This is a genomic window from Mesorhizobium sp. P2_A12, from assembly GCF_056405075.1.
In genome coordinates this window covers 104,313-121,194 of sequence record NZ_JBFUCU010000014.1, presented here as the reverse complement: position 1 = coordinate 121,194, position 16,882 = coordinate 104,313, and the positions used below count along the sequence as shown (strand labels likewise).

Here is a 16,882-nt window from a genome sequence, read left to right as displayed (position 1 = left end):
ATTTTTCCTGGAAGATTGCTCCAGGCCGACCGAATCAGGCGGCGATTTTCAAGGTGCGAAAACGCTCGAGCAGTTGCGGACGGTTGAACGGCTTCAGGAGATAGCCCTGGGCGCCGGCGCGCTTTGCCCGCATGATCGAAGCGATATCGAGCTCGACCAGCGAAATCAGGATCTGCGGCCGTACAGGGCTCTCCATCGCGCGCACGCGGCGGATGAGATCGACCGCTGCCACGTCCGGCAAGGCGCCGTCGACAACGATGATGTCGGGCATGTCGGCAGCGCACATCTCCAGCGCGTCAAGCCCGCTGGCTGCCTCGATGACAACCATGTCCGAGCCGCCCAGGATGCGTTTTGCAACCTTCCTGATGACACTTGAATCGTCGACGAACATGCAGCGTTTCATTTCCGGGTCCTCTTGCCTGTTGGCAATCCGGTGGCGTCGGGGCATCTGAAAGGCACCATAGGCCGATCTGGTAAAGAAGCCGAAAAGCGTTTAGGTAAAATTTTTGCAAAGATGCCGTTTGCGGGCTGTTCTTAGCAATGCTTCGGCGCGACCAGCCCGGTGAAGCTCATCCGACTCGATCGAAGCGCCGACGCAGGTATTGCGGATCGAAATACTTCGCTTCTTTAGGGAAGTGGCGTGAATTCAGGCGGCTGAAAGCACGATTTCTTCCGGCGTCGCGTGGATCGAGATCGTCATGTTGGCTTCGCGCGCCAGGAGAAGCGTGTAATAGGGCTGCACGGAATGCGCGTCGATCGGTTCCTCCGGCTTGTGGCCGGAATGCAGCTCGAGGAATTTCGGCGGCACGCGCAGCATCGGGCCGCTCGCCGCAAGCGCGAAACGCGGCTCGGTTTCGAGGTTTTCCAGCGTCACGGAAAGCTTGCCGCCGCGCGGAATGGCTGCGTTGGCGACGAGGAGCAGATTAAGCAGCAGCTTGACCTTGTTCTTGGGCAGCAGCGCGCGGGTCCCGTTCCAGTTCAGTTCCGGCTTCTCGTTCTTGAGGAAGGCGATGGCGACGGCTTCGGCATCGCCGGTATCGATCAGCATGCCGGCCGACCCGGCGGCGCCGAAAGCGATGCGGGCGAACTGCAGGCGGGCAGAAGCGTTGCGGGCGCTCTGGCGGATCAGCTTCATGGCGTCCTCGTCGGCGCCGCCTTCGTCGAGCAGTTCCAGCCCGTTGTTGATCGCGCCGACCGGCGAGATGATGTCGTGGCACACCCGGCTGCACAAAAGTGCCGCCAGATCGGGTGCGGAAAGGGCAAACAGATCGGCCATCGGCGAAAATCCCTGCAAAATTTCATAACTTATGGCCGAGCGATCGATTCGTCGCCTGCCCACACGAATCACGCACTCTTCTCGGGCATTCTGAATACACAGCGCCCGCGCGTGCGGCAACAAATCCAAAATTGTGGTGGCAAATGGCGTGTTCACACAGGCTGCCGACCCACCTGAGCGTCCCAAACAGCCTTTGAACCGCCATGTTCATGTGGGAGCTTAATGGTTGAAAAAGGATTACGGCATAGTTTGCCCGTAACAGTTACCCTTAACGGCCGGCTAAAAGAGCCGTACGGGGTGTGAGGCGTCGGCGAAAGTGCTCCCTGACGGAGATTGGAAGCATGTTTTCCCGATTCTGCGACCGGACTTTTTTCCGTGTCATCCCAGACCGGACTTTTGTCCGTGTCGTCCAAGACCGGAGCTTTCTCCGTGTCATCTCAATGGCGATAGCGCTCATGGGCGTTCTCGTCTTCTCGACTTCGGCCCTGCGGGCCCAGGAATACACCGCTCAGGAGATTGTCGATTCCGGGCACAAGTTCTTCGGCGCGACATCGGGCGGGCTGGCCACGGTTATCGAGAAGATTTTTGCTTCCTACGGCCTGCCCAACGGCTATCTGCTTGGCGAAGAGGGCTCGGGCGCGCTGATCGGCGGCCTGACCTATGGCGAAGGCACGCTCTACACCAAGAATGCCGGCGATCACAAAGTGTTCTGGCAAGGCCCGTCGCTCGGCTGGGATTTCGGCGGCGAGGGGTCGCGGGTGATGATGCTGGTCTACAATCTCGACGATGTGACCAACCTCTACAACCGCTATGGCGGCGTCGCCGGTTCGGCCTATGTGGTGGCCGGCGTCGGCTTCAACGTGCTGAAGAACAACAATGTGCTTTTGGTGCCGATCCGCACCGGCGTCGGTGCCCGGCTCGGCGTCAATCTCGGCTATCTGAAGCTCACCGAACGCGCCACGTGGAATCCGTTCTGAGCTAATCCCGTTCCGTTGCGGCAAAGCCTTGCCGCAACGCTGGATTTCCGCCATGTCAACGTGGCACAGTCCAGTCTTAGCGGTTGCCGTCCACAACGGGTAGTCACTTGGTCCAATCGGTCCTGTTCTTCGTCCTCGGCTTTCTCTGCGCCGGCTTCCTGGCGCTTATGATTGCTCCGGCCATATGGCGCCGCGCAGTCGCCCTGACGCGCAAGCGCATCGAAGCCTCGATACCCCTGACGCAAACCGAAATCCTGGCGGACAAGGATCGCGTTCGCGCCGAGTATGCCATGTCGACGCGCCGCCTCGAAATCAGCGTCAAGGCGCTGCGCGAGAAGGTGGCCGAACAGCTCGTCGAGATCAGCCGCGGCCACGAGGCGATGAAGGGCCTGGCGATCGAGCGCATGGAGAAGAACCAGGTACTGAGCGAACTGGGGGCCACGAGCGAAATGCTGCGGCGCCGCGAGGAAGAGCTGCACCGTCTGGCGGACCTGCTCAAGGAAACCGAACGCAAGCTGGAGAAGCGCGCGCTCGAGCTTGAAAAGCTGGAGAGCATGTATGACGACGCCAGCTTCTCCTCCAGCAGCCGACAGATCGAACTCGTGGCGCGAGAATCCGAGATGCAGAAACTTGCGAGCGACATTGCGCTGCTGCGCGGCCAGCGCAAGGAGGCGGACAGGCGCGGCCAGGAGATCGCGGCCGAAAGCAAGGCTGCGCGCGATGCCCTGAAAGCCGAGAAGAAAAAGACCGCCGAGCTCGACAAGAAGGTCGAACGGCTGCTGGCCACTCTTGCCGATCGCGAGGACAAACTCGACCGCCGCGAAAAGGAACTGGCGCGGCTGCGAGAAAAGTCGAAAGCCGAGGATAGCACGCCGGCCTTGCGGCTGGTCGGCAGGGGCGGCGATGTCGCCAAGAGCGATGACGTCGACAAGGCAATCGCCAAGCTCGACAGCGACCGTGAGCGGTTGGAGGCGAGGCTGACGGTGCTGGCGCGCGAGAACAAGCAGCTGAAGGCGGATCTCACCGCGCTGGTCGTGTCCAATCCCGCGGATGGCAGCTCTGCCTTGCGCGAGCAGATGAACGAACTGGCAGCGGAGGTCGTCCATCTGACGGCCAAGCTCGAGGGACCTGATTCGCCGATCGCCAAGGCATTGGCCGTACCGTCCGATGCACGCTCCGGCAATGGTGAGCGCAGTCTTGCAGATCGCGTGCGGGCGCTGCAGGAGGCGGACGCAGCAAGCTGAATCAGTTCCTGTTTGCCGAGAAGTGATGCAGCGCGATGGCCGACGCCGCCGCGACGTTCAGGCTGTCGAAGCCCTCAGACATGGTGATCCGCACCGTTTGCAGGCGCGCGAGCAGGCTTTCGGGCAGGCCTTCACCCTCGGTGCCGAGATAGAGCGCAAGGCGCTCGCTCCGCAGCGCATCGCGAATGTCGGTCTGCCCGCTCGGCGACAGCGCAAACTGGCCATAACCGCGGCCGTGAAGCGTTGCCGTGAAGCTAGCGGCGTCGGTGAACTGCGCGAAGGGAATTTTGAGCGCCGCGCCGACGGAAACCCGGATCGCCTTGCGGTAGAGCGGATCGCAGCATGTCGCATCCATGAGCACCGCATCGGCGCCAAAGGCGGCGGCGTTGCGAAAGATCGAACCCATATTGTCATGGTTGGCGATGCCGACAAGCACCACGACCAGCGCCCGGGCCGGCAAGGCATCGAGCAGGGCCTCGGCCGACCGCGGCGCGCCCTTGCGGCCTATGGCCAGGATGCCGCGATGCATATGAAACCCGGCGATCGCATCCATCACCGCGCCGGTGGCGACATAGACCGGCAGGTCCGCCGGCGCCTTGCGCAGGATGTCCTCGAGCCCGGCCAGCCGGTTTTCCAGGACCAGCACCGATTCGGCGCCAAAACGCCCAGCCGAGAGCAGGAGGTTGAGCACTACCTTGCCTTCGGCGACGAAGCGGCCTTGCCGGCCGGCGAGGTCACGCTCGCGGATATCGAGATAGGCGGCAACGCGCGGGTCTTGCGGGTCGTCGATGCGAATGGGATCCATGCATTCCTCGTGGTCACCGCAGCGGCCCGAAAATCCGCATGGATTGCCGGCGCACACCGTTGGCTGGGAACCACGATGCGACAATTCAGGACGATCAGCTACCTCTGTGCGCCCGGATGGACGCACATCGCCCTGAAAGCGTCGCGAGGTAAGAGGCTACAGGACGGTCACGTTCCGGCGCGGCGCAAACGGTGCGCCATCTGGGAGAGGTCCTCCTTGCCGCTGCCGAAAATGCCGTCCAGCATGCCGAGCAGTTCGCGCACGGCATCCGATTTGCAGGAATAGTAGATCATCTGCCGGTCGCGGCGGGTGTCGACGAGGTCCAGCGCCCGTAACTTAGCCAGATGCTGCGACAGGGCGGATTGACTGAGCATCACCTTCTCGGCGATGGAGCCGACCGACATTTCACCGTCGATCAGATGGCTCATGATCAACAGCCGCTTCTCATTGCCCATCAGCATGAGAAATTCGGCTGCCGATCCGGCATTGGCGATTAGCTTAGACGAGACCATCGATCCCCCATGCTTGTTGATCATCCTGACGCCATGGGGGCAATGGCATCTGATTCCATAAACTCAGTTGCGTATAGCCGCTGCGATTCAGCGTCACTGACAAAAGGTAGAGCATTTCCTTCAAATCTCAAGTGTTGCTTTTTATGTAATGTAATTAAGCCCAGTCTCCGCGTTGGCCGCGGCCCGCCCGTTCCTGGCCATTTCGACCAGAACAGGCCGCAATTCGCGTGCCGCCTGCAAAGTCTGCGGGAAGAAAACCCGGCAAACATCGTCACCCGACACCAGATCCATACCATCGGCATCGAATCCGGCAACAATCCAGCCGTTGCCGGACACTTTCGCGAAATGCTGTGCATAAACCGCAATCGCGTCGAGATGGTCGGCGTTCATGTGGTCGATGGCGGATTGTTCGCTCGCCGCCAGTTCCTCGACGATCGGTCCGCTGGTGAGCAGATCCGACCGATCGAGTTGATAGGCCTTGCCGAAGCCGCCGTTCAGGCTGGCGCGTTGCGGCTCGAGACGGAAGATCGAAAAGTCGGCGAGACCGGCGTAGAGTTTCGCCTTGGGATTGCGGTTGAGATAACGGCGCTCGCAACGGGCGTGCTCGCTCGATCCGCGCTCAAGCCGTTTCGCCCGGCAGACCAGTGACAGGCGCGGGTGCGCCAGCGGGTCGCCCTTGCCGGGTTCGCCAAGCAACAGGCAACAGCGCGCATCGGTAAGCAGCGCGCCGGTGTGTGCCGAGAGCATCGACACCAGGATCAGCGGCGCGCCGTCGATGTCGGTGGCTACGCCGACCCTGCTGGCCAGCGGCGACCCTGTCTCACGTTCGAGCACCGCCAGCGCACCAAAGCGGGCGCTGCGCAGAAGTGTCTTGGCAAGCCGAATCGCCTCGGCATTTGTCTCGCGGATCACGTCCTTCTTCGGCTCGTCCAAGGCATCACCACAATAAGTTGATGTTCTTTCTCCGCTTATCTGTCAAACAAACCGGATTTGACAAGGTCGTCAATCTCGTTTTTCGAAAACCCGAAACGTTCAAGCACTGTCGACGGGACGAGATCATTGTCGGCGGGCTTTGCCGAAACTGTCGGCCGTGAGCCGGAGAAACGCGGCGCTGGGGCCGGGCGCTCAAATCCACCCGCCGCTACAAAGGCCTTGCGCGCCCGATTTTGTGGGTGATGCTTTGCCTCCTGCAGCGACAGGACGGGGGCAACGCAGGCATCGGTTTGGGCAAACAGCCGGTCCCAGTCGTCGCGCGATTTCTGCCGGACCCGATCGGCAATGGCTGCGCGCATCGGCGGCCACAGTGCCTTGTCGTACTGGCCGCGTACAAAGCGCTCGTCGAGCGGCAGCAGACTGGCGAATTCGGTGAAGAATTGCGGCTCCAGGCAGCCGATGGCGACATGGCGTCCGTCTGATGTCTCATAGGTGTCGTAGAAGGGGGCGCCGGAATCGAGCAGGTTCGCGCCGCGCCGGTCGTTCCACAAGCCGGCCGCCATGAGGGCATGCAAGGGTGCCGCCAGCATCGAGGCGCATTCCACCATCGCTGCGTCGATGACCTCGCCCTTGCCCGTGCGCGAGCGTTGGAAAAGGGCGGCCAGCACGCCGGCGACCAGCATCATGGCGCCGCCAGCGTAGTCGGCGACGAGGTTGAGCGGCGGGACAGGACGGCCGCCGGCGTGGCCAACTGCGTGCAGCAGGCCCGAATAGGCAAGGTAGGTGATGTCATGGCCGGCGCGGCCCGCGAGCGGCCCGTCCTGGCCGAAGCCGGTCATGCGGCCGTAGATCAACGCCGGATTGCGTGCCAGCACCGCTTCCGGACCGAGCGCCAGCCGCTCCATGACACCGGGGCGAAACCCTTCGAGCAACATGTCCGCCTTTTCGGCAAGGCGCAGCATCAGATCGGTGCCTTCCCGGCGCTTCAGGTCGAGGCGCAGAATGGCGCGGCCGTGACGGTCGATGTTATGTTCATCCGACAGCGACTGGAGAGGCCGGCTCGTCCCCGCCCGTTCGATGCGCAGCACTTCGGCGCCCATCTCCGACAGCATCAGGCCGGCCAGCGGCAAGGGACCAAGCCCGGCCATCTCGATCACCTTCAGCCCGGCAAGCGGACCGGTCTTCCCGGCAGGTGACAGACCGGCGCTCATGACCGGTTATTTCGGCGCCATGCGAATGGCGCCGTCGAGACGAATGGTCTCGCCATTCAACATCTGGTTTTCGATGATGTGCAGAGCAAGCGCCGCATATTCGGATGGTTCGCCCAAACGGGACGGGAAGGGCACGGCGGCGCCCAGCGAATCCTGCACCTCTTGCGGCATGCCGGCCATCATCGGAGTCTTGAAGATGCCGGGCGCGATGGTGCAGACACGGATGCCGGAACGGGCGAGATCGCGCGCCACCGGCAGCGTCATGCCGACGACGCCGCCCTTGGAGGCTGCATAGGCGGCCTGGCCGATTTGGCCGTCATAGGCGGCGACCGAGGCAGTGTTGACGATGACTCCACGCTCGCCGCCTTGCAGCGGATCGAGCTTCGCGGCGCGGTCGGCGACGAGGCGGATCATGTTGAACGTGCCGATCAGATTGACCTCGATCACCTTGCGGTACTGATCGAGCGGATGCGGACCATCCTTGCCGATCGTCTTCACGCCGATGGCGATGCCGGCGCAATTGACCAGGATACGCGGCTCGCCAAGCTTGGCCGCGACCTCGGCAAGAGCGGCAGTCCCACTATCGGCGTTGCTGACGTCGCACTGGACGGCAATACCGCCGATCTCGGCCGCGACCTTCGCCGCGCGATCGATACCGACATCGAAGATGGCGACGCGGGCGCCCTTGGCGGCCAGCGCGCGCGCCGTTGCCTCGCCAAGACCGGAGCCGCCGCCGGTAATGATCGCGATCTGGCCATTCGGGTTCATGCCGACATCCTTTTAATCTCAGGGACAGTGGGACGGATCAGGCGCCATATCGGCGGGGAAGGTCAAGCCATCGCTGCTATATGGTCGCCAACCTTGGCCTGATCGGCGTGGCAGACCTCGCCCGAAAGCCTGGCGACCGCGCCCGGCGCGATCTCATGCGACAGCAGTCGGTCGAGATCGACGGGGCGCGGCATCGATATCTGGCCGCGCGGAATGCGCTTGAAACCGAGCGGTCCGTAGTAGGGCTCGTCACCAACCAGCATCACGGCGGGCGCGCCGGCCTTGGCGGCCGCCTCCAGCGCGATCGCAACCAGCCGACGGCCGATGCCGAGGTTCTTGAAGGCTGGCCGCACCGCAAGCGGCCCAAGCATCAATGCGCGGCCGGCACCGGCGGCGATGCGGGTCATACGCACCGAGGCGACGACGAGGTCGCCGTCGACGGCGACAAAGGACAGCGGGCGTTCGTGCCCGCCCGCCTCGCGGATCTTGTAGGCGGCCAAAACGAAGCGGCCGGGCCCGAAGGCTTCGTCGTTGATAGCTTCGATCTGGAGGTCATGCGCCGGGGCTTCCGGCAGGTATTTCACGTCGGCAAGGCTCATTGTCTTTGCGTTCCGATAGGAGGAAAGGTTTGCTGCAAACGGCAGCATTCGCCAGTCAGCGCTTCATCAAGCGCGGGCGCCCTTTCGTCGTCGGTCAAACCGGATCAAAGCAAAGTCGAACATGCGGATTGTCCGCTATCATCAATTTCCTGCCGCTGCAATCGGCGGCTTGATGGTCCACCCGACCGCTTGACGGTCTGTTCAGCGCCAGGTGATTCCACGGCGTGCCTTCGTGCCCTACATGGGAAGCAAGCAGGAAAGGACATGCGATGGGATTGCTGGTCGAAGGCAAATGGCAGGACCGCTGGTATGACACCAAGGACAGCGGAGGCAAGTTCGTGCGGGCGCAATCGCATTGGCGCGACTGGATCACCCGCGACGGGATGCCTGCCGAGGGCCGCAGCCGCGGCTTCAAGGCGGAGCCCGGCCGCTACCATCTCTATGTCTCGCTCGCTTGCCCGTGGGCGCACCGGACGCTGATCTTTCGCGCGCTGAAGAAGCTGGAAGGCATTATTTCGGTGTCGGTGGTGCATCATTTCATGGGCGCCAATGGCTGGACGTTCGTGGCGCAGGATGGCGCGACCGGCGACACGCTCTACGGCCTCGACTTTCTGCACCAGATCTACACCAAGGCCGATCCTGCCTATTCCGGCCGCGTGACGGTGCCGGTGCTGTGGGACAAAAAGGAGCAGACCATCGTCTCCAACGAATCCTCCGAGATCATCCGGATGCTGAATTCGGCCTTCGACGAATGGGGCGATGCCAGCCTCGATTTCTACCCCAAGGCGCTGCGCGGCGAGATCGATGCGATCAACGCGCTGGTCTATCCCGCCGTCAACAACGGCGTCTATCGCGCCGGCTTCGCCACCACGCAAGGCGCCTATGAAGAAGCCTTCGGCGAGCTGTTCGCGGCGCTCGACACGTTGGAAGACCGCCTCTCAAGGCAGCGTTATCTGGTGGGCGATCGCATCACCGAAGCGGACTGGCGGCTGTTCACCACGCTGGTGCGTTTCGACCCGGTCTATGTCGGCCATTTCAAATGCAATCTGCGCCGCATCGCCGACTACCCGAACCTGTCCAACTATCTGCGCGACCTCTACCAGGTGCCTGACGTCGCCGAGACCGTGAACCTCAATCACATCAAGGCGCATTATTACGGCAGCCACGAGTCGATCAACCCGACACGGATCGTGCCGGTAGGGCCGGAACTGGACTATGACGCGCGGCATGACCGGGGACGGTTCAAGAAGGCGGCGTGATCTACCAGTAGGGCGAGGGCTGCGCGCCGCCAAAAACCTCGGTGATCCGCCGTAGCGTGGCTGGTGTCGTGCCTTCCGGCAAACGGTCCAGGGGAAAGAAGCCGGACTCGGCGATCTCGTGGTCCGGCAGCTTCGGCGCCGTCTGGCTGAAATGCTCGATCAGATAGAGACCGACATGGTCGCGCCTGCTGGCGCGACGGTTGAAATGCATCGACCTCAGCGCCGGCGATGACGTCAGTGCGATGTTGCCTTCCTCGGCCAGTTCGCGCGCCAGTGCCTCACCAAGCGTCTCGCCAACTTCGACGCCGCCGCCAGGAAGCTGCCAGCCCGGCACATAAGTGTGGCGAATGAGGAAGACGGAATTGGACGCCGTGTCGTGGACCAGACCGCGCACGCCAAGCGTCATCGGCCGCCGCAGCACGAAATAGAGATGGAACAACCGGGCCCGGAGGCCCGCCCAACCGGTCTGGCGGAAGGTGTTCTCCGGATCAGTTTCCATCAGGTACGAAACCGTGGTGGAAAGCGGGGGGCGCGTCGCATATGAAGGATGGATGTTCAGGCTTGCGCATATTTCCGATGTCCATCTGGGGCCGCTCCCCGATGTATCCTATCGCGATCTCGCCTCCAAGCGCGTGCTCGGCTACGTCAACTGGCAGCGCAACCGCCGCCGCCACATGCATGATGCCGTCATCGACGCGATCGTCGCCGACATCAAGGCGAACACGCCTGACCACCTCGCCGTCACCGGTGACCTGGTCAATCTGGCGCTCGACGGCGAGATCGAGATGGCCAGGCACTGGCTGGAGACGCTGGGATCGCCGCATGATGTCTCGGTCGTTCCTGGAAACCACGATGCCTATGTGCCCGGCGCCTTCGACAAGGTCTGCCGGTCCTGGGCGGCGTGGATGAGTGGCGACGGTGTCAATACGCCGGTCGACCGCAACGCATTCCCCTATCTGCGGGTGCGCGGCGATGTCGCGCTGATCGGCATCTCGACAGCGCGTGCCACGGCGCCGTTCATGGCCAACGGCTTCTTCATGGAGGGTCAGGCGAAACGGCTTGGCAAGCTGCTCGACACCACGGCCGGGCAAGGGCTGTTTCGCGCGATCATGATCCATCATCCGCCGGTGCGCGGCGCGGTCTCGCAGCACAAGCGGCTGTTCGGCATTGCCCGCTTCCACAAGATCATTCGCCGCCATGGCGCCGAACTTGTCCTGCACGGCCATTCGCATCTGCCGTCGCTGTTCTTCATCGGCAACCGGGGCGCCAAGGTTCCGGTGGTCGGCGTTGCTGCCGCCGGCCAGGCGCCGGGCGGCAAGCACCCGGCGGCGCAGTACAATCTGTTCGACATCGACGGCGAAAAGGGCAATTGGCGGATCCGGCTGACACGGCGCGGCCTGACCGGGCCGTCCATACCGCCATCCGATCTGCAGACGCTGGAGCTTGGCGCGGAGGCCGGTGCGGCTATGGCCGCACGTTGAGAACCATGGCCACGATGCGGTCCCACAACAGGATAACCGACACCACAAGTCCGACCAGAGCGCCAGCGGCGACCAGGCCAAGGCCGGACAGAAACGCCGACCAGGCCTTGCTGCGCGTCTTCGAGCGCAGTGGCGGTTCGGCTTCCGGCACATCGGCGCGCTTCATGCCGGCGACGGCCAGTTCGACCCCGCCTTCCATCATCTTCTGGCGCTCGACAATCCGCTCGGCAACATAGCGCGTCACCTGATCAGCAACCGGCTTCATGTCGGTCGATTCGGCAAGCACGACCCGGCCGATGCGGGTGTCCCTGACAAAGCGATAGGTGCGGCGATCGCGCCCCATGGCGACATGGCTGACGGCGTCGATCCACAGGCGCGGCTGCAAGCCGGACGAGACGACAAAGTCGAAATTGTCCATGTCGGCGGGAACATCGGCAAAAACCGGCGCCAGTTCGGCAGCAAGCAGATCGAGGCGCATGCGATGGGCTTCGCGCATGTCGACGACGACGTCGTCGCGGTCGGCGAAGGCATTCTTCACATCACGGACGGCATCCGAGAGTTTCCTTGACTGATCGATGGTCTTCTCGCCTGCTTCCTTCATCGGCGTTCGCCTCGCGGGTTTGGTTAACACGGGGTTAACACAGCCGCCGGTAAAATGCACTGGCGAGAGCAACGGGATCGAGGCGCGTTCAGTAGGCGGTTGTGCGCGAAAAAGGTCAACTGGCAGCAGCGGCGAATTTCTGGCGCTGCGGCCTGGCGCGCCGGTTGGTGTTGCGGCGAATGATCTCGGCGACGAGGTCGGGTGCTTCCTCGGCCAGCATATGGCCGACCTCCAGCACATGGTGGACATGAAAATGTGCCGGCAGATCATCCGCCTGGGTAAAGGGCAACACTGCGTCGTCGGTTCCCCACGCCACCATCACCGGCATGTTCAGCCCGTCGAGACGTTCGTGCGGGATGACGCCTTGCCGATCGTCCATGGTCATGGCGGCCGCGATCTCGACCAGCTTCGGCACTTGGCCTGGACGTCCGCGCATTCGGCAAAGCACGTCAACGATACGCTTCCGGGGCGGGCTGTGGGGCCTGGACATGGCGGCAAGGCAGGCGCGGATCTCGGACCGGTCCGCAGCGCCGCCATAGCGGCGCAACAACGGTCCATTGATCTCGGGGCCAAGACCGCCCGGCGCCAGAAGCGTCAGCGAGGCGACTTTTCCAGGCTCGGCCAGCGCCATCAGCATTGCCACCGCACCGCCCATCGAGTGGCCCACGAGATGAACACGCTTCAGTCTGCGTTCCGAGAGATCGGCGAGCACGGCCCTAGCCGCCACCTTGGCCGGACCGGCTCCGGGAAAATCGAGCGACAGCCCATGCCCCGGCAGATCATAGGCCAGCGTGTGGGTGGCAGGCGCCAGGGAAGAAATCACCTCGCGCCAGACATCGTGGCAGCCGCCGAAACCATGCAGCAGGACGATGGCCTTCGAGCCAACACCCTGTTCGGCGGCAAAAAGCGATGCGGTCATGAAAGCTGATTTTTTTGTTATTGCAGAATGCGCGACACCAACCGTGGCTGAATTGCGCCTAGTCTAGCTTAATGACCAGTAAAATCTTCGCGATTTGTACGGTCGCGGACAGAGCCGGCGCGCCTAGTCTGTGGATATCGATTGATGTCAGCTCGCGTTGCCGAGACCTGCGGCGCGGAGAGCCTGGACCAGCCGGTCGGTCAGGTCGGCCGGATATTTCCGCTCAACGAAGGTCGCGCGCGGATCGGCGGCAAATTTAGGGAACTGGGTGTTCAGTTCGCCCAGCAGCGTGCTGACCAGATGGTCCTGTCCGGCAGCCTTCGCACCGATCAACCGCGCCGCAAGATAGTGCGATTTCGTTGCCGTCGTTCTGAGTGCCATGCTGGCCGCGACCGCCTTGTTCGTGTTGCCGAGCATGAATTCGCCGACGAACAGCCCGTAGTCCCACCATGTCGAGTGGCCGCTGAAGGTCTCCGCCGCATGGGCCAGGATCGGCGTTCCCTCCGCGTATCGACCGGCGAAGATCAGCCCGTAGCCGTAGGCGGCAGCCATGCCGAGATCGTAGGGATTGAGTTCATAGGCCTTGCGCATCCAGCGGATCGCTTCATCCGTATTGCCGAGACGCGAACTGACATAGCCGTAGGAGCGATGCGCATAAGGGCTGGTCGGCCCCATCTGCACGCCGCGATGGGCAAACTCCACGGCCTTTTCAATCGTCGCATTCGGCGGATAGGCATAATGATCGGAGACCGCCTCGAGCTGCAGAGAGGCGAGTTCCGAATAGACGAGCGAGGATTTCGCTCCGCCATTGACCAAATTTTCGAGGCAGCGATAGGCAGCCTCATGGGTTCTGGCGTTCTGGTCGAGATAATATTTGTCGTTGAGCAGCAGGCATTGCGTCAGGCCATTTGGGGCGCCGGTCTGCTCGATATAGTTGTAGATCGTGCCCGAGGCCGGAAGCGCCGAACTCAGCATGTCGGCGATACGGTCTTCGACCGCGGCCGGTGCACTGTCGGCAGGGGTCAGATTGCGCGAAAGAAGCACCCGTCCGGACGCCATGCTTTGCAGTTCGATCGTGATATCGCCAGCGTTCGGGCCCGGCAGGATGTCGAATATGAAGCTGGTGGCGTCGTCGGCCGGATCGGTTGATGTGTCGCGGCCGATGAAATCGATCGTATCGAAGCCGCTCAAGCCGGCGCGCAGCGAGGCGGCGACGCGGCTGGCATCGGCGCCTTCGGCCTTGACGTCGATATAGACCAGCGGCAGGGCGTCGGCCGTTGCCGACGGCGCGATGCTGCTGGTTGCGCCGGCGGTCTCGAGGGTCGCCGACATGTCGCCGCCACCGGTCAGCAAGGCGCTGCCGCCCTGACGAAGGATCAGCAGGCCCAGCATGGCGATGACCAGGGCGATCGCCATCCAGAAGAAGCGGAGCTGGCGCACCACCGAGGGGGTGGGCTTCGCGAAAGCCGGCGACACCGCATCCGGCATACCCGTGCTGGCCTCGTTGGCACGATCGGCGGACGTGGCGCCATCCAGCCTGAGTTCGGGGACAACCTCGGCCGGCAGCCGGATCGCATTCAGTTCATAGGCAGGGACATAGCCGCCTCGCGGAATGGCGATGCGGACCGGCTCGGCAACGCCCTCATTGGCAAAATAATGCTGCAGAAGCTCGCGCAGCCTGCCCGCCTGAACCCGCACCACGGCGTCGGTCGACGGATCGAAATCGCCGTCCTTGCCGAAAACATCCATGGCGATGGAGAAGCCCTTGAGCCTGTCGGCTTCGCCGGCTTGTTCGCGTTCGACAAGGTAACGGAGCAACTTGCGCGCGCGTTCAGATCGCCCGAACGTCTGGCTGGCAAGAAGTCGCTCCAGTGTTTCGCGCACTGCGGGGGCGGCAGGCGTGGCATGCTGCAAGTGTCGATCCTCTCGAACTCGGCACAGGTTGAGGCGCGATCATATAGTTCCCGCACCGCCGTACAAGTATGCACCCATTATGCGATCACGTACCCCACCGGATAATTCTTCGGTGGTTAATGATGCGAAGGGTCGGAACCGATCACCGAATGGGGGAGGGTTCCGACCTTCGTTCTGGTCGTGCGTCAACCGGCCTTTTTGACGACGATGCGGTTCGCCGCCGACATCACCGCTTCTAGCGAGGCGGCGACGATGTTGGTGTTGATGCCGGCGCCGAACAGCTTGCCATCAGGATGTTCCATCTCGACATAGGAGATGGCCGAGGCGTTCGAGCCGCGCTGCATCGAGTGCTCGGAATAATCGAGCACCGACATCTCGATGCCGAGGTGACGCGAGAGTGCATCGACGAAGCCGTCGATCGGGCCGGTGCCGGTGCCGGTAATCGTCACCTCCTTGCCGTTGTCGACGATGACCGCCTCGACGACGCGACGGCCCTTGGTCTCGGTGCTGGGATAGGTGTGGTGGTCGAGGAATTTCAGCCGCGCGCGCGGCTGGTCGACATAGGTCTCGAGAAAGCGCTCGTAGATGCGCCTGACCGGCACTTCCTTGCCCTCGGCATCGGTGATCGCCTGGATTTCCTGGCTGAACTCGATTTGCAGATTGCGCGGCAGGTTGAGGCCGTGATCGGCCTGCAGCACATAGGCGATGCCGCCTTTGCCGGATTGCGAGTTGATGCGGATGATCGCTTCGTAGCTGCGGCCGACATCGGCCGGATCGATCGGCAGATAGGGCACTTCCCACAGGCTCGTGTTGGCCTTCTTCAGCGCCTTCATACCCTTGTTGATGGCATCCTGGTGCGAGCCGGAAAAGGCAGTGTAGACGAGTTCGCCGACATAGGGATGGCGCTCGGGGATCTTCAACTGGTTCGAATATTCGTAGACATCCTTCATCCGGTTGATGTCGGAGCAGTCGATCCCCGGATCGACACCTTGCGTGTACATGTTGAGCGCCAGCGTGACGATGTCGACATTGCCGGTGCGCTCGCCATTGCCAAACAGCGTGCCTTCGACGCGATCGGCGCCGGCCATCAGGCCGAGCTCGGTGGTGGCGATGCCGGTGCCGCGGTCATTGTGCGGATGCAGCGAGACCAGCAGGTTTTCGCGGTTGTCGAGGTTGCGGCACATCCATTCGATGCGGTCGGCGTAGATGTTGGGAGTCGACATCTCGACCGTCGACGGCAGATTGATGATCAGCTTGTTGTCGGGTGTCGGCCTGACGATCTCGGTGACGGCGTTGCAGATCTCCAGCGCCACTTCGAGTTCGGTGCCGGTAAAGCTCTCCGGAGAATATTCGAAACGGTAGCCGCCGCCGGCCTTGGCCGCCATGTCGGTGATCATCTTGGCCGCATCGGTGGCGATGCGCTTGATGCCGCCGACGTCCTTTTCGAAGACGACGCGGCGCTGCAACTCGCTGGTCGAGTTGTAGAAATGGACGATCGGATTGGTGGCGCCCTTGAGCGCCTCGAAGGTGCGGGTGATCAGTTCGGGCCGGCACTGCACGAGCACCTGCAGCGAGACGTCGGCGGGTACGTTGCCTTCCTCGATGCACCAGCGGGCGAAGTCGAAGTCGGTCTGCGAGGCCGACGGGAAGCCGATCTCGATCTCCTTGAAGCCCATGTCGAGCAGCAGGCCAAACATGCGCGCCTTGCGCTCATGGCCCATTGGATCGATCAGCGCCTGGTTGCCGTCGCGCAGGTCGACCGAGCACCAGATCGGCGCCTTGTCGATGACCTTCGAGGGCCAGGTGCGGTCGGTGAGGCCTACGGTGGGGTAGGCTTGATATTTGCGCGCCGCGTCCGGCATGCCCCGGGCCTCGGGCGCGCCCTTCGCCGCATCCTTGCCGGCTACCGCGGCATCGGGGCGGATCTCTTCTCGTGCGTTCATCGTCGTTTCTCCGGGCGGCTCATGGATCCATCCTCAGATGGATTGATGGCGAGCGGCGCCTTTACCAGAATTTCGTTCGCTTGATGTGACGTGCCATTTTTGTGACTGGCCAAGGAGCATGCGCTTGCGCGGCGGTTCGACCGCCGGGCGCTCCTTCAGCGAACCCGGCGATCGCCGATAAGGCCGAGAAGAAGCAGGGTCGAAGCCAGCGCGCGCACGGTCTCGCCGGAAAAACCGGTCGGACGGGAAGCGTTGGTGGCGCGCGTGTTCATGGCGGTTCTCATACAGGAGCGGCTTGTGGGAGGCAAGTGGGGCCGCAGGGCGGACGGGGTTCGGTCGGATATTATCGCTAACGTGAGTGCTCTTCCCCACGCGCTGCAAATGCGCCAGACTTGGGCGTCGAAGGGGCTGCGATGTCCTGTTGCCGGGAGGGGTCATCC

General features: G+C 62.9%; 17 protein-coding genes. 4 read left to right on the top strand and 13 right to left on the bottom strand.

The annotated features are described in order from the left end of the window. Positions 1–34: 34 nt before the first annotated feature. Both AC1DZU_RS26145 and chpT read right to left on the bottom strand, forming a co-directional pair. Positions 35–403 carry a response regulator gene (locus AC1DZU_RS26145; RefSeq protein WP_184874745.1) on the bottom strand — a complete coding sequence of 123 codons (369 nt, stop codon included), beginning with the start codon at positions 401–403 and terminating at the stop codon, positions 35–37. A 243-nt stretch (positions 404–646) separates the two neighbouring features. Continuing rightward, entirely contained in the window at positions 647–1,276 is a 630-nt protein-coding gene (chpT, locus tag AC1DZU_RS26140; RefSeq protein WP_477289581.1) for a histidine phosphotransferase ChpT, read from the bottom strand. Between the two features lie 440 nt (positions 1,277–1,716). On the opposite strand from chpT, the gene AC1DZU_RS26135 reads away from it, so the two are divergent. Together AC1DZU_RS26135 and AC1DZU_RS26130 are read left to right on the top strand one after the other, a co-directional pair. Continuing rightward, entirely contained in the window at positions 1,717–2,253 is a 537-nt protein-coding gene (locus AC1DZU_RS26135; protein WP_477289580.1) for a DUF1134 domain-containing protein, read from the top strand. A 107-nt stretch (positions 2,254–2,360) separates the two neighbouring features. Beyond that, positions 2,361–3,497, top strand: coding sequence for a coiled-coil domain-containing protein (locus AC1DZU_RS26130; protein WP_477289579.1), 1,137 nt, complete (start codon positions 2,361–2,363; stop codon positions 3,495–3,497). A gap of 1 nt (position 3,498) precedes the next feature. Here AC1DZU_RS26130 and AC1DZU_RS26125 read toward each other — a convergent pair whose 3' ends face one another. From AC1DZU_RS26125 to AC1DZU_RS26100, 6 genes are all read right to left on the bottom strand, one after another. Then, complete coding sequence (locus AC1DZU_RS26125) at positions 3,499–4,302, bottom strand: TrmH family RNA methyltransferase (protein ID WP_477289578.1); 804 nt, start codon at positions 4,300–4,302, stop codon at positions 3,499–3,501. A 167-nt stretch (positions 4,303–4,469) separates the two neighbouring features. Then, positions 4,470–4,814, bottom strand: coding sequence for an ArsR/SmtB family transcription factor (locus AC1DZU_RS26120; protein WP_095091687.1), 345 nt, complete (start codon positions 4,812–4,814; stop codon positions 4,470–4,472). Between the two features lie 141 nt (positions 4,815–4,955). Further along, a complete protein-coding gene (locus AC1DZU_RS26115; RefSeq protein ID WP_477289577.1) occupies positions 4,956–5,747 on the bottom strand; it encodes a HugZ family pyridoxamine 5'-phosphate oxidase in 792 nt (263 codons plus the stop codon). Between the two features lie 35 nt (positions 5,748–5,782). Continuing rightward, entirely contained in the window at positions 5,783–6,958 is a 1,176-nt protein-coding gene (locus AC1DZU_RS26110; protein WP_477289576.1) for a CaiB/BaiF CoA transferase family protein, read from the bottom strand. A gap of 6 nt (positions 6,959–6,964) precedes the next feature. Continuing rightward, positions 6,965–7,726, bottom strand: a complete 762-nt coding sequence (locus tag AC1DZU_RS26105) for a 3-hydroxyacyl-CoA dehydrogenase (RefSeq protein WP_477289575.1) — start codon at positions 7,724–7,726, stop codon at positions 6,965–6,967. Positions 7,727–7,788: 62 nt separating this feature from the next. Next, complete coding sequence (locus AC1DZU_RS26100; protein ID WP_477289574.1) at positions 7,789–8,325, bottom strand: GNAT family N-acetyltransferase; 537 nt, start codon at positions 8,323–8,325, stop codon at positions 7,789–7,791. 269 nt (positions 8,326–8,594) lie between these two features. Between AC1DZU_RS26100 and AC1DZU_RS26095 the strand changes: the two genes are divergently transcribed. Beyond that, on the top strand, positions 8,595–9,584 hold the full coding sequence (locus AC1DZU_RS26095) for a glutathione S-transferase family protein (protein WP_477289573.1): 990 nt from the start codon (positions 8,595–8,597) through the stop codon (positions 9,582–9,584). A gap of 1 nt (position 9,585) precedes the next feature. Here the strand turns inward: AC1DZU_RS26095 and AC1DZU_RS26090 are convergent, their stop codons facing one another. After that, complete coding sequence (locus tag AC1DZU_RS26090) at positions 9,586–10,083, bottom strand: NUDIX domain-containing protein (RefSeq protein ID WP_477289572.1); 498 nt, start codon at positions 10,081–10,083, stop codon at positions 9,586–9,588. 52 nt (positions 10,084–10,135) lie between these two features. Between AC1DZU_RS26090 and AC1DZU_RS26085 the strand changes: the two genes are divergently transcribed. Next, positions 10,136–11,065 carry a metallophosphoesterase family protein gene (locus tag AC1DZU_RS26085; protein ID WP_477289571.1) on the top strand — a complete coding sequence of 310 codons (930 nt, stop codon included), beginning with the start codon at positions 10,136–10,138 and terminating at the stop codon, positions 11,063–11,065. Here the strand turns inward: AC1DZU_RS26085 and AC1DZU_RS26080 are convergent. The 4 genes from AC1DZU_RS26080 to leuA all read right to left on the bottom strand — a co-directional run bounded on the left by AC1DZU_RS26080 (position 11,049) and on the right by leuA (position 16,442). Then, positions 11,049–11,666, bottom strand: a complete 618-nt coding sequence (locus tag AC1DZU_RS26080) for a hypothetical protein (protein ID WP_477289570.1) — start codon at positions 11,664–11,666, stop codon at positions 11,049–11,051. The genes AC1DZU_RS26085 and AC1DZU_RS26080 overlap by 17 nt on opposite strands. A 115-nt stretch (positions 11,667–11,781) precedes the next feature. Then, positions 11,782–12,585, bottom strand: a complete 804-nt coding sequence (locus tag AC1DZU_RS26075) for an alpha/beta fold hydrolase (protein ID WP_477289569.1) — start codon at positions 12,583–12,585, stop codon at positions 11,782–11,784. Positions 12,586–12,732: 147 nt separating this feature from the next. Further along, complete coding sequence (locus AC1DZU_RS26070) at positions 12,733–14,499, bottom strand: tetratricopeptide repeat protein (protein ID WP_477289568.1); 1,767 nt, start codon at positions 14,497–14,499, stop codon at positions 12,733–12,735. A gap of 185 nt (positions 14,500–14,684) precedes the next feature. Further along, entirely contained in the window at positions 14,685–16,442 is a 1,758-nt protein-coding gene (gene leuA / locus AC1DZU_RS26065; protein WP_477289567.1) for a 2-isopropylmalate synthase, read from the bottom strand. Between the last annotated feature and the right edge of the window lie 440 nt (positions 16,443–16,882).

Coding starts and splice junctions, on each gene's coding strand:
- AC1DZU_RS26135 (WP_477289580.1), top strand. CDS start 1,717: ATGGCGATAGCGCTCATGGGCGTTCTCGTCTTCTCGACTTCGGCCCTG.
- leuA (WP_477289567.1), bottom strand. CDS start 16,442: ATGAACGCACGAGAAGAGATCCGCCCCGATGCCGCGGTAGCCGGCAAG.
- AC1DZU_RS26145 (WP_184874745.1), bottom strand. CDS start 403: ATGAAACGCTGCATGTTCGTCGACGATTCAAGTGTCATCAGGAAGGTT.
- AC1DZU_RS26110 (WP_477289576.1), bottom strand. CDS start 6,958: ATGAGCGCCGGTCTGTCACCTGCCGGGAAGACCGGTCCGCTTGCCGGG.
- AC1DZU_RS26120 (WP_095091687.1), bottom strand. CDS start 4,814: ATGGTCTCGTCTAAGCTAATCGCCAATGCCGGATCGGCAGCCGAATTT.
- AC1DZU_RS26125 (WP_477289578.1), bottom strand. CDS start 4,302: ATGGATCCCATTCGCATCGACGACCCGCAAGACCCGCGCGTTGCCGCC.
- AC1DZU_RS26090 (WP_477289572.1), bottom strand. CDS start 10,083: ATGGAAACTGATCCGGAGAACACCTTCCGCCAGACCGGTTGGGCGGGC.
- chpT (WP_477289581.1), bottom strand. CDS start 1,276: ATGGCCGATCTGTTTGCCCTTTCCGCACCCGATCTGGCGGCACTTTTG.
- AC1DZU_RS26095 (WP_477289573.1), top strand. CDS start 8,595: ATGGGATTGCTGGTCGAAGGCAAATGGCAGGACCGCTGGTATGACACC.
- AC1DZU_RS26105 (WP_477289575.1), bottom strand. CDS start 7,726: ATGAACCCGAATGGCCAGATCGCGATCATTACCGGCGGCGGCTCCGGT.
- AC1DZU_RS26085 (WP_477289571.1), top strand. CDS start 10,136: ATGTTCAGGCTTGCGCATATTTCCGATGTCCATCTGGGGCCGCTCCCC.
- AC1DZU_RS26080 (WP_477289570.1), bottom strand. CDS start 11,666: ATGAAGGAAGCAGGCGAGAAGACCATCGATCAGTCAAGGAAACTCTCG.
- AC1DZU_RS26100 (WP_477289574.1), bottom strand. CDS start 8,325: ATGAGCCTTGCCGACGTGAAATACCTGCCGGAAGCCCCGGCGCATGAC.
- AC1DZU_RS26075 (WP_477289569.1), bottom strand. CDS start 12,585: ATGACCGCATCGCTTTTTGCCGCCGAACAGGGTGTTGGCTCGAAGGCC.